Here is an 11,143-nt window from a genome sequence, read left to right as displayed (position 1 = left end):
GAGTCTATTACACCCAAAATCCAAACTCATCGCCGAACAAAAAACATCCAATTAAATACCTTATTAATTAATTGTTTATAGCAAATAAATCGCCGGGATAATCTTGAAAATTAATAGTATAAAAATTAGGTCATATTATCGTAACAACCAACATTGCCGATTTCGTCGTTCGCGCGCCGCCGTTCAAAAAAATCTATAAATACGCCGAATTTCCATACGTTCAAGCCGATGTTTTAAATACCGTTTAAACGCATCTATTTATCGACTCCAGAAACCAGCCGGAGTACAAACCTAGGTTTGTACTCCCTTCAACAATCGAAAAAATCCGCGAGTTTCTCCGCGACTCGTCAAATAGAGCGTCGCGCTTCGCATAGCGGAACACGGAACAGCATTTAAAAATCGGTGGCGATATTGAAATGCACGCGCGGATCGCCGCTACTGACCGGCGCCAACCCGCTGAACGGTATGCCTACGTCGAAAGCCCCGCTCAAATGCTTCCACACCTGAAAGCGTAAACCGACGCCGGCGCTGCTCAAGAAATTGCCCTTGGCGTTGCCTTTCAAAGGGTTCTTGACCCAGCCCTTGCCGGCGTCGAGAAACGCCAACAGCTTCAACTCATCGACGGCTTCCCAATCGGCCAAACCTAAATGCGGGCTATGCAATTCCAACGAACCGAACACCGCGTCGTCGGCCAAGGCCTGGGTTTCGAAATAGCCGCGCACGCTTTGCGCGCCGCCCAACGAGAATTGCTCGTTACTGATCAGGGGACTATCGGCCGCCTGACCGGCGAAATGGCCGACCAAGCTCATGCCCCATGGCAAATCGTGCCGATGTTTTAAATCGCCGGTCAAATACAGATAGCTGGCCTTGGCCAAATAGCGCTTGTTCTCGAACTCGCGTTGGCTGTTGCCCAAGCCGCGAAACGACCAGTGCGCGCCCAAATCGAAGCTGGTCTGACGGCCATCGCCGTTCAGCGTACCGCTGTACTGAGCCAGGAACGGCGTGTAACTGATCGGAGTCTTGATCGAGTCGGCGCCGATCAAATTCAAATCTTCCTTAAAGTCCTTGTAGTCCACGCCCAAGGTACCGCTGTGGTAGTAGTCGGGTAGGGATTTAAACGGATGCACCAACCGGGCGCCGTAAATGTTACCGATACCGATCACCGACAAGGCGCCGGCACTGGCAATCTGGGCATTCGACGACGAACTGACCGCATAAACAGCCAACCGAGTCGGCGAGTCGAACAGCGGCATCGCATAGGTGCCGGCCCAAACGTCCACTTCGGCGTTGTTTTCCGGCGACACTTGATACATCAACGACGCACTGTGAAAGGCCTGCCATAGGTTGTCGTAACGCAAAGACGAAATCAGCCGCAACCGCGAGGTGGTCGAGGTGTTGCGGCCGTTGAGTTCGACGCGGCCGTGCAAAGGCATTTCGTCCTTGACCTTTAAATCCACTTCCAAGGTGCCGGGCGTTTCGCCGGCCCGCAGAATCGGCTGAATCTGGCGGTCCGGCGATTGGCCGGCCAACTCGGCCAGTTGCTGCTGCATTTTCGGCATGTTGGGAACGTTGCCTTCGGCCAACTCGGGCACACCGGCCTTGATTTTGCCCAATGCGAAATAGCGCGAATCCTTGACCCGCAGCTTGGACACCTTGCCTTCGACGACCTGCAGATAAACCACGCCGTTTTTAACGTCCTGTTCGGGAATATCCACCGAGACGGTTTGAAAACCGTTGGCTTGATACAGACTTTCCAGCGCGGCCCTGGCCAATTCGACGTTATCGATGCTTTTGTCCGGCCCCAAAAACCGATACACCGTGCGCTCGAGCTGCTTTTTGTCCAACAGCGTATTGCCCTTGACCCGCAATTCCAGCAAATCGAACTTGGCCGGCGCGCCGGCTTGGTCGGTCTGGCTGCCGTTTGAAGGCGTAGAGGCCTGGTCGGCCGCGAGCGCGGACAGCGAGCCGCTAGCCAGCAATGCAGCCATCAATACTTCGCGCCAAACCCGGCGGAAGCGGACAGTGTTCAAACTCATTGAATTCCGATGAAACCTAAACGGCCTTCGTTATGAAGGCCTGCGAGCCGCCATTTTAGGTAGCCCAGGTTAAGCTTTTATGACAAACCGGTGACGCGCGGCGGGCATTCGCACCGGCAACCGGCCTACTACGAATCGGCCGCGTCGCCCCGAAAACGGCAATCGCGTTAAAACCGAAAAAGCGGCCGGGTCAGCCGCGTTGCCGCGACTGCCCCGGTCACTTTTTAAGGCGGTCGTCCCTGACCTGGTTCGGGATTGCCCCTAATCAACCCTTACAGTTTGGCATCGCCGTTGTTGTAAATGGTTGGTGCGCGGCAGGCATTAGTCGATGCGGCTGCTGTCGCATGACTGTATGGATTGACCGGACGGCTGGCGTTAAACGCACCGTTGGCTTCGGGAGCGAAGCTGGTCGGTACGGCCAAGAATGCACCTGGAGTAGCGGTAAAGGTGTGGGTGAAACCGGCGTTCAGCGCCGCCATCACTTCCGGCGCGCCGGCTGAAGTAATGATCGCGTTGGTCAGTTTTTTCAGGTTAGCGTCGGAAAAGTGGTCGGTCCAATATTGGAAAGTGTTTTCCGCCCAGTCCTTGTATTTGCCGTTGACTACGTTAGCCAGGGTCGGCGCTACGCCATCGACTTTAACAAAACGGAAGTTGCTGGATACGGCGGTCTTTTTCTCCAGAGACTGGATACCGACCGCCCAGCGCACACCGTAGGTGTTATCGAAACCGTTGGCGGCGTTGCTGCCGTCGTTCAGCTCGTCCAAGCAGTTGCCGACCGAACCCGAGGTGTTGTTCTCGTGGATCATCGGATAGCCGTCGCCTTCGCCGAAACCCAAGGCCAGTGCGTCGGAAGCCGGAGCCGTCGCGGAAGCAGCCGAAGTACAAGGATCATGCAGGAACTTGATATTGGATTGAGCTTGGGTACCGGAACCGTTTTCGCGGCGGCAGGTATGCAACAACGAGGAACCCGGCAAGTAAGCGGCGGCATTGGCTTGGACCCAATCGTACAAACCGGTGGAACCGGTCACTTTCAATTGGTTCCAGTCCGCCCAGCTGCCCGCATGAATCGATGCGATTTGAGCCGAGCTCAGGCTAGGCATGCAGGCCTCGGTTTCGGCACCAACCGCGCAGCCCGCCAAGGAACCGTTGGCGATTTGGGCGGCTTGCAATGCAAAATACAGTTTTTTGGTGACGGGCACGCCGAAGGTCACCGCCGAAGCGCTTTTCACGGTCATTTTAGCGACATCGTCGGATGTTACATCCGAATAACCGACCGGAGCGTTGTTACCGATAAATTGCCCCGGGTCGACGTCGGAAATGCCGAAGTCGGAGATGTGGGTGCTGTATTTGCTGGCGTCGGCCAAGTCGTAAGGGCAGGTGATCAAACCCAGCGTCGAACCGGCGACCGGCAAGGTATTGGAGGTGCAAGCCGAGCTGATTTTCAAATACTCGATCGTGGCGGCGGCGGTGTCGCCGTTGGCTTCGGCGATGATAGGGCTGACGCCGAACGCGGAACCGCCGGCGCTACGTTTGTAGACCAAGATGTAAGGCTTGTTGGTCGGCACATTGCTGTTGGTAGTAGCGCGAGTGCACAAATAAGCGTTTTGGTCGGAACCGGTCAGGCTATCTTTGTATTTCCAGACTTTTTTAGTGGTGTCGCAGACTTTATCGGCGGCCGGTACCGATGAATCGGTGATCAGTTTTTCGATGAAGTTGACCGCCGCGGAGGCGCCGGACAGATACAACACGTTGGTTTGACTGGCATCAATGATGGGCAGGTTGTTGCCGTCGACCGGAATCGGATCGTTGACGGTCGCGGCTTGCACACCTGATGCGGCCAACAGAGCGCTGATCGCGGTGCCTAATACTAAGTTTTTCATGGGTAGTTCCTCGAGTTATCAATCGTGAAAACCGGAGCGGCGCCAACGCCGCTCCGAATACCGCTTATGCGGCGGCGTATTTGCGGCGAGTCGCGCGCAACATGCCCATCAGGCCGGCGCCGAACATCCAAACCGCGGCCGGCAGCGGCACGTTGGCCGGGGCCGGACCGAAGCTCAGCAGATTGCCGGCCAGGGTCCATTTACCGGCGGCCAGGGTATGGGCTTGAGTGCCGTTGTAGTACCAGAAGTCGCCGGAGGTACCGTAGGCGATATTGGCTTGGGCCAAGCTGACCGTACCGAAGATGCTGTTGAAGTCATTGTGTTGTCCGGTATTCGGGGTGTCTGCGTCAGACACCAGTGAACTCAGATTCGCGGCATAGTCGCTGGCGGAAGCACCAGGGGTAGCTTTGACTTGACCGGTAGTGATCTGGTTTGCATGGTTTTTGATCGCAGTACCAGGGACTGTGGATTGTTGCAAGCTGTTGTATTTAGCGATCTCGGTCATGCCGGTGATCAACTGCTTGGAACCGTAACCGACGGCAATCGCGAACTTGGTCTGAGAGGCATCCATGCCGCTGGCGAAGGTATTCCAGTTGTCATTGAGGCTCAAATCGTAGCTCAGCGTATAACTGTCGTTGTTGACGTTGGCGATCAGATCGCTCATCAACAACCCCAAATCCAGCGTGAACGTCAAGGTTTGGCTTTTGTCGTAAACCGACAAATAGGCCTCGGCTGTGGCGGCGCTAGTATTGTTGATCGCCGCATTCGCCGCGCCGGTGGCAGCGAACATCGCCGCCGCCAACAAGGCTTTGTTTAAAGATTTCATAATGGTTTCCTTATGTTTAAGATTTAAAAAATACATAAGGTGACAGCCCAGCCGTCTTGGCTTGTCGGCTTCCTACCGCCCGCCGCCATCCCCGGCGACCGACCCAAGCCAAGACCTGAAACTTTCCGTCCCCGCCTCGCGGCGAGTTTGGCTTTTACACGCTTACCTGCTCACTAAACTTCTAACACCTCGAGTGGTGTCGCTATCCCCGCTACCATGTGTCCGTATTGCAACCTACTCCCTACCTTCTTCCTCTTGCCGCTCCCTTCGCTGGTCTTCCCTGTTCCCTGTAATTCCGCATCAACCAAGATCCCGCGGCTCCCTGCCATCTCAGTTGCGGCGAATTATTCCAAACAAATCAATAAGTTTCCGTTACAGCTCTGTTAAAGAATCGTGAAATGTATTACATGCGTGATACGCCGAAACATCGCCGAATGCCGCAGCACGTTGTTTTTTAAGGGCGAATCGTTGCCGCCACGGACCGCGTACCTAACAGGCTAAATTGGGCGCATCCGACATGGACTGTCGAATTTGGCGCGCGGCATCGGCCGCCCGCTCAACGATTGGAGGACTTAACATTGGCCGGAAACGAATATCGGCGAGAGGGCAACTGTACTAATCGTTAGACGCTGTCGCGGGGACCAAGAACTGATGGACTGACTTTGCCCGGCGTTGCAAACGCGCTAACCGCAGTTATCGGCGATTCGCGGCTAAACACTCGGTCGCCGCTAAAACGCCGCCTACCGGAGTTTCCCAAACGGGAAAACTATAGCTTGCAAAGTCAGGATGCCCGTGGCATTGGGAATGGCGTGTTTTTGCTTCCCCGCCGGCGCGGGGCCTATTAACACGGCTCCTATAATACCGTTCGCCCTGTCGAAGGGCACGCCGGTCCGGGCTTAGACCAGCTCAGCCCGAGAATCACCAGTGATAAATAGGGCCGGATGTAGAGGGCATGCGGCGGCTGACGCCGAATTGCGAGAAATTGACCGAAACCGAGGTTCCAGGGGGATCGATCGTTCGAAAAAGCCGGTGCTGGCGAGAACGCCGAAACCTGCCGGGACTAGCGCCCGACAAACCAGCGCTTTTGAATCGCGAACGCGACGTTCACCAAGCCGACCATGACCGGCACTTCGATCAGCGGCCCAATCACCGCCGCGAAAGCCGCGCCGCTGTCGATGCCGAACACAGCCACCGCCACCGCGATCGCCAATTCGAAGTTGTTGCTGGCGGCGGTAAAGGCCAAGGTCGTGGTTTGGCCGTAGTCGGCGCCGATCAGTTTGCCCATCGCGAAACTGACCAGAAACATCCCAACGAAATAAATCAGCAACGGTAGCGCGATGCGCAACACGTCGAGCGGCAATTGCACGATCAATTCGCCCTTCAACGAGAACATCGTCACGATCGTAAACAGTAACGCGATCAGCGTCAGCGGGCTGATTTTGGGTACGAAGCGCTGCTGGTACCAGTCCTTGCCCTTGGCTCTTACCAACAGCCAACGCGTCGCGAAGCCGCCGATAAACGGAATCCCCAGATAAATAAACACGCTTTGGGCAATATCGGCGATCGTCACCGCCACCAAACTGCCCGGCAAACCGAACAGCGGCGGCAACACGGTGACGAACAACCAGGCATAAACCCCGAAAAACAGCACTTGAAACACACTGTTAAAGGCCACCAGCCCGGCGCAGTAGTCGTTATCGCCGCGCGCCAGGTCATTCCAGACGATCACCATCGCAATGCACCGGGCCAGGCCAATCAGGATCAAGCCGGTCATGTATTCCGGATAGTCGGCTAAAAATCCGACCGCCAAGCCGAACATCAACAGCGGACCGATCAGCCAGTTTTGCACCAGCGACAGCGCCAACACCCGGCCGTTACGAAACACGTCGCCGAGTTCCTCGTAACGCACTTTCGCCAGCGGCGGATACATCATCAGAATCAGACCGATCGCGATCGGGACGTTGGTGGTACCGACCGAAGCCTGGGCGTTCAGGCGATTCACCTGTTCCGGAAACGCAAAGCCGATGCCCACACCCAGCAACATCGCGAGAAATATCCACAAGGTTAGGAAGCGGTCCAAAAACGACAAGCGCGGCTGCGGGCAGATTGGCAAATTCATCGTGGAAAACCTCGAACTGTTCGATCAGATAGGGCTGCAATTCGACGAAGGACCGCAGCAACTCGCGGCGCTATCGGTCGGCAAATCGGCGTCTTTACCGAATATCGGAATGCTTTTCAACGAATGAAAGGCTTCCCAGGGGATGCCTTGCGGATCGACCGTCCAGTATTTGTCCGACTCGGCGTAGCAACAGGCCGCCTGTTTTTGCTCGATGACGGGCATCGCCGCCTGTTGTAGCACCTGCTGAATTTCGGTCAAGGCCTGCTCCGATTCGACTTGAATGCCGAGATGATCCACGCCCGCTGCTCGGCTCCGGTTGGAGATCGCGAAGTTGATGCGCGGATCGTCCAGCATCCATTTGGCGTAATCGTCATGCACCACACTGGGCTCGGCCTGAAACAGCTCACTGTAGAACGCAATGTTCCGTTGTAGATCGTCGACGGCAAGGTGAATATGGAAACGTTTCATAAGGCTGTTTTCTCCGCGAGAGGGGTTAAGGTAACAAGGCGCCGATGCGATCCAGCTCGGCCTTGAAGCGCTCGGGATCGTTTTTCAACTCATCCAACGGCAGCTCCAGAAAGCGCTCGATTCGGTAACGCACGATGCCGTAAGCGGTTTCGAAAGCCGCTTTGATTTGTTCCGGGCTGCCCTCGGCATGCGCCGGATCGTCCACGCCCCAATGGCTACGCAAGGCCGGGCCGAGATAAGCAGGACAAGTTTCGTTGGCGGCATTGGCGCAGACGCTGATCACGATATCCGGGGTAAGCGGCAAATCGTTCCAGGACTTGCTGTAATAGCCGGCCGTGGATATCCCTTTTTCTTCGAGTATCGCCACCGCACCGTCGTTCAACCGGCCGATCGGCCGGCTGCCGGCGCTGATCGCGTGCCAGCCCTCGGGCGCCAAGTGATTGAAGATCGCTTCGCCCATCAGCGAGCGGCAGGAGTTGCCGGTGCATAGAAATAAAACGTTCATACAGATGACCATGTTATGGGTTTGATTCAAGACTCGCCGTCGCCGCACGCCATTTGCTCCGGTCCGAAGCAGGCCGTCGGGCTGCCGGCGCAACATTCCTCGGTCAGATACCCGATCAACTCGCGGATCAGGTTCAAATCAGCCCGATAGCGTTGAAAGCGGCCTTCCTGGGTGGCGTCAACCAGCCCGGCATGGGTCAGGGCTTTTAAATGAAACGATAGATTGGTCGGCGGCAAACCCAGTTCCGCAGCGATTTCGCCGGCAACCAAACCTTGCGGCGCGTGTTTGACCAGCAACCGGAACACGTCCAAACGCACACCGGAAGCCAGAGATTCGAACAATTTAGCGGCTGATTCCTTATCCATCGGTTTAACTATTCAATAATTATTGTATAGTCTAAATATTTTTTCGGGTTTGGCAAGTCGGCACTGAGCAGTGGCTCGAATCGGATACTTGCAATCCTTAAGCACGACTCCGCCAAACGACGGCAAATCCGCGCCGTCGTTCACGGTCATTTATTTTGTGGCGATTCTATGGAAATTTTTATAATGCGCTGTCCCTTGAATATTCGAGCAATGCCACGGTCACGATGAGCGAAACCCGCACGCTGCAACAAGCCTACCAAACCGCCGTCCGGCCGCCGCGCGACCCTGAGCGCCTGGCCCAAGCACTCAACGACTGGTACCAGCGCTGGCCGACGCACAATTTTCTGCATCCCTGCGTCATCGACGGCAAGGCCGCCCTGGTTTGTCGAGCCGACTTGAGCGTCTCGGCGGCGGACGCTTATCGCGAACTGCTGGCAATCGCCGAGGCGCACGGCGTACTCCTGAGACAAGACCGGCGTTCGTCGGACTGTCCTCCGGCGCACGGCAACCGCCGCCGCGAGGTCGGCTTGGTATTGACGTTTTGCATCGGCTTGCTGGGTTGGTCGCGGGCGGTCAGCGCCGACGACTTGCTCGCGCCTCCGCCAAGTCCCGCCGCGCGGTTGGTGGCGCCGCCGGCCGGCGCGATGCAGGCAATCGCCAGTCGAGACGAAGCCAACCATACGTTGATCAAGTTGCGAAGAACCCAACCGCCGAGCGCCGCCGACATCGCCAACGCCTATCAACAAGTCGCGAACCCGCAACCGGCGCCGGCCGACGCGGAAGCAACGATACTCGACTTTCTGAAAAACGCCTATCGGCCCGAGCTTGGCGAACCGGCCACCGTCGCCGCCGATTTCGAGAGCATCGCGGCATACTACGCCCGTTATCCGGCGGTCGCGGCACTAATCAGGGATCTGGACCAACAAAAAGTGCTGCTGAAATACCGCAAGAACACCTGGCAGGCGCAAGCCTGGGGCAACCAATACCGGGTCGATAGCGTGACGATTTATTTCGATACCCGACTAGGCGCGCAACTACTGGCCGAACCGGGCTGCGACGCCAACCCGGCCTGCGGCGTATCGCCGGCCGACGCGCTGCTGCACGAACTGCTGCACGCCAAGCTGATGCTGTTGGATAGCGGCCATTTCATCGCCGGCGGCGGCATGGCGCAAAATCTTTACCCTTTCGAACACGAGCGGGAAGTCATAGCCGAGGAAAACCGGTTGTACCGGTCCATGAACCAAGAAGATGGTCTTGCCCGACCCTTGCGCCATCGCCATAGCGGCCAATTGGCGGAAGTCAGTTGTCCGGCCTGCGCGCCGCACCAACAGCTCGCCGCCGCGCCCTAAATCAACCCATTCGACTGGGGCAGCGCCTACCGACTAAGGCGGGAGTAAGCCGCAGACCGTATTTGGCACGGATTGCGGCTCGTATTGAAGAGACGGAATGACGATAGCCCCGACCGGCATCGGTAACGGTGCCGGTCGGGGCTACTACCGAATGTCGCGCCCGCCCGCCAATCAGCGCGGTCCGGACAGCGGCCGTTCAGATTAAGCCTGCAAGGCTTTCAACAAGGCTTGTAACCTGTCGTTGGCATCGCCGAACAGCATGCGGGTGTTCTCCAGCACGAACAACGGATTGCCGACGCCGGCGTAGCCCGAGGCCATACTGCGTTTCATGACGATGGTGGTGCCGCCCTTCCAGCATTCCAGCACCGGCATGCCGGCGATGGGGCTGTTGGGGTCGTTCAAGGCCGACGGATTGACGATGTCGTTGGCGCCGATCACGATAGACACATCGACGTCCGGAAAGTCGTCGTTGATTTCGTCCATTTCCAGCACGATGTCGTAAGGCACCTTGGCTTCGGCCAGCAACACGTTCATGTGGCCGGGCATCCGGCCGGCGACCGGGTGGATCGCGAAGCGTACCTTCTTGCCCTGTCCGACCAGCAACTTGGTGATTTCGTTGACGGTATGCTGGGCTTGAGCGACCGCCATGCCGTAACCGGGAATGATGACGATGTTCTTGGATTCGCTCAGCAGTTGCGCGGTTTCCTCGGCTTCGATCGGCTGAACTTCGCCTTCGATTTCCGCCGCCTCTCCGCCGCCGGCGGTACCGAAACCGCCCGCGATGACGCTGAGGAAATGGCGGTTCATCGCCCGGCACATGATGTAACTCAGAATCGCGCCGCTGGAACCCACCAGCGCGCCGGTGACGATCAGCAAGTCGTTGCTGAGCATGAAACCGGTCGCCGCCGCCGCCCAGCCCGAGTAGCTGTTCAGCATCGACACCACCACCGGCATGTCGGCACCGCCGATCGCCATCACCATGTGCACGCCGAACACCAGCGCGATGCCGGTCATGATCAGCAGCGGCGTCAACGCGTCGCCGGCTTCGGCGTTAGCCAAGAACTGACGGCCCAGAATGAAGGTGGCGACGAACAGCGCCAGATTCAACCAATGCCGGGCCGGCAGCAATACCGGTTTGCCGGTGACCTTGCCGCACAGTTTGCCGAACGCGATTACCGAACCGGAGAAGGTCACCGCGCCGATGAACACGCCGATGTAGATTTCCAGCTCGTGTATGGTTTTTTCGACGCCGACCAACGTGGAATTATGATCGAGGAAACTGGCGTAACCGACCAACACCGCCGCCATACCGACCAGGCTGTGCATCAGCGCGACCAGTTCCGGCATTTGCGTCATTTCCACCCGCGCCGCCGCGAAGGCGCCGATCGAGCCGCCGATCAACAGCGCGCCGGCCAGAATGCCGAACGCTGTAACGTGACCGCCGAACACCGTCGCGACAATCGCGATCGCCATGCCCAGCATGCCGAAATAGTTGCCGCGCCGGGAAGTGTCCTGCCGGCTGAGACCGCTCAAGCTTAAAATGAACAGAATCGATGCCGAGATGTAAGACATCGTAACTAAACCTTGTGCCATGT

Annotated in this window: 9 protein-coding genes and 1 riboswitch; of the genes, 1 reads left to right on the top strand and 8 read right to left on the bottom strand. The window is 57.3% G+C overall.

The features are described from left to right. Positions 1-392: 392 nt before the first annotated feature. The 7 genes from ACQE3E_RS06870 to ACQE3E_RS06840 form a co-directional block, all read right to left on the bottom strand. Positions 393-2,036, bottom strand: a complete 1,644-nt coding sequence (locus ACQE3E_RS06870) for a ShlB/FhaC/HecB family hemolysin secretion/activation protein (RefSeq protein ID WP_281022660.1) — start codon at positions 2,034-2,036, stop codon at positions 393-395. 272 nt (positions 2,037-2,308) lie between these two features. Next, positions 2,309-3,916 carry a hypothetical protein gene (locus ACQE3E_RS06865; RefSeq protein ID WP_281022659.1) on the bottom strand — a complete coding sequence of 536 codons (1,608 nt, stop codon included), beginning with the start codon at positions 3,914-3,916 and terminating at the stop codon, positions 2,309-2,311. Positions 3,917-3,980: 64 nt separating this feature from the next. After that, positions 3,981-4,742 (bottom strand): VPLPA-CTERM sorting domain-containing protein, encoded by a 762-nt coding sequence (locus tag ACQE3E_RS06860; RefSeq protein ID WP_281022658.1) that lies wholly within the window; start codon positions 4,740-4,742, stop codon positions 3,981-3,983. 38 nt (positions 4,743-4,780) lie between these two features. After that, positions 4,781-4,904, bottom strand: a riboswitch (cyclic di-GMP riboswitch). 898 nt (positions 4,905-5,802) lie between these two features. After that, positions 5,803-6,861, bottom strand: coding sequence for an ACR3 family arsenite efflux transporter (gene arsB / locus ACQE3E_RS06855; protein WP_427501407.1), 1,059 nt, complete (start codon positions 6,859-6,861; stop codon positions 5,803-5,805). Positions 6,862-6,885: 24 nt separating this feature from the next. Further along, the gene (locus ACQE3E_RS06850) at positions 6,886-7,329 is read right to left on the bottom strand and encodes an ArsI/CadI family heavy metal resistance metalloenzyme (protein WP_427501406.1); all 444 of its coding nucleotides are present in this window, start codon (positions 7,327-7,329) and stop codon (positions 6,886-6,888) included. 25 nt (positions 7,330-7,354) lie between these two features. Then, positions 7,355-7,834 (bottom strand): arsenate reductase ArsC, encoded by a 480-nt coding sequence (locus ACQE3E_RS06845; RefSeq protein WP_427501405.1) that lies wholly within the window; start codon positions 7,832-7,834, stop codon positions 7,355-7,357. 26 nt (positions 7,835-7,860) lie between these two features. Continuing rightward, entirely contained in the window at positions 7,861-8,199 is a 339-nt protein-coding gene (locus ACQE3E_RS06840) for an ArsR/SmtB family transcription factor (RefSeq protein ID WP_071155051.1), read from the bottom strand. Between the two features lie 224 nt (positions 8,200-8,423). On the opposite strand from ACQE3E_RS06840, the gene ACQE3E_RS06835 reads away from it, so the two are divergent. Then, positions 8,424-9,548 (top strand): hypothetical protein, encoded by a 1,125-nt coding sequence (locus ACQE3E_RS06835; protein ID WP_427501404.1) that lies wholly within the window; start codon positions 8,424-8,426, stop codon positions 9,546-9,548. 201 nt (positions 9,549-9,749) lie between these two features. Here the strand turns inward: ACQE3E_RS06835 and pntB are convergent, their stop codons facing one another. After that, positions 9,750-11,141 carry a Re/Si-specific NAD(P)(+) transhydrogenase subunit beta gene (gene pntB / locus ACQE3E_RS06830; RefSeq protein WP_427501403.1) on the bottom strand — a complete coding sequence of 464 codons (1,392 nt, stop codon included), beginning with the start codon at positions 11,139-11,141 and terminating at the stop codon, positions 9,750-9,752. Positions 11,142-11,143: the final 2 nt, after the last annotated feature.

The sequence above is a fragment of the Methylomonas sp. MED-D genome (assembly GCF_050276835.1).
In the GTDB taxonomy this organism is placed as follows: domain Bacteria; phylum Pseudomonadota; class Gammaproteobacteria; order Methylococcales; family Methylomonadaceae; genus Methylomonas; species Methylomonas koyamae_A.
This window is presented reverse-complemented; position numbering and strand designations above follow the sequence as displayed.

Coding starts and splice junctions, on each gene's coding strand:
- ACQE3E_RS06870 (WP_281022660.1), bottom strand. CDS start 2,036: ATGAGTTTGAACACTGTCCGCTTCCGCCGGGTTTGGCGCGAAGTATTG.
- ACQE3E_RS06865 (WP_281022659.1), bottom strand. CDS start 3,916: ATGAAAAACTTAGTATTAGGCACCGCGATCAGCGCTCTGTTGGCCGCA.
- ACQE3E_RS06860 (WP_281022658.1), bottom strand. CDS start 4,742: ATGAAATCTTTAAACAAAGCCTTGTTGGCGGCGGCGATGTTCGCTGCC.
- arsB (WP_427501407.1), bottom strand. CDS start 6,861: ATGAATTTGCCAATCTGCCCGCAGCCGCGCTTGTCGTTTTTGGACCGC.
- ACQE3E_RS06850 (WP_427501406.1), bottom strand. CDS start 7,329: ATGAAACGTTTCCATATTCACCTTGCCGTCGACGATCTACAACGGAAC.
- ACQE3E_RS06845 (WP_427501405.1), bottom strand. CDS start 7,834: ATGAACGTTTTATTTCTATGCACCGGCAACTCCTGCCGCTCGCTGATG.
- ACQE3E_RS06840 (WP_071155051.1), bottom strand. CDS start 8,199: ATGGATAAGGAATCAGCCGCTAAATTGTTCGAATCTCTGGCTTCCGGT.
- ACQE3E_RS06835 (WP_427501404.1), top strand. CDS start 8,424: ATGAGCGAAACCCGCACGCTGCAACAAGCCTACCAAACCGCCGTCCGG.
- pntB (WP_427501403.1), bottom strand. CDS start 11,141: ATGGCACAAGGTTTAGTTACGATGTCTTACATCTCGGCATCGATTCTG.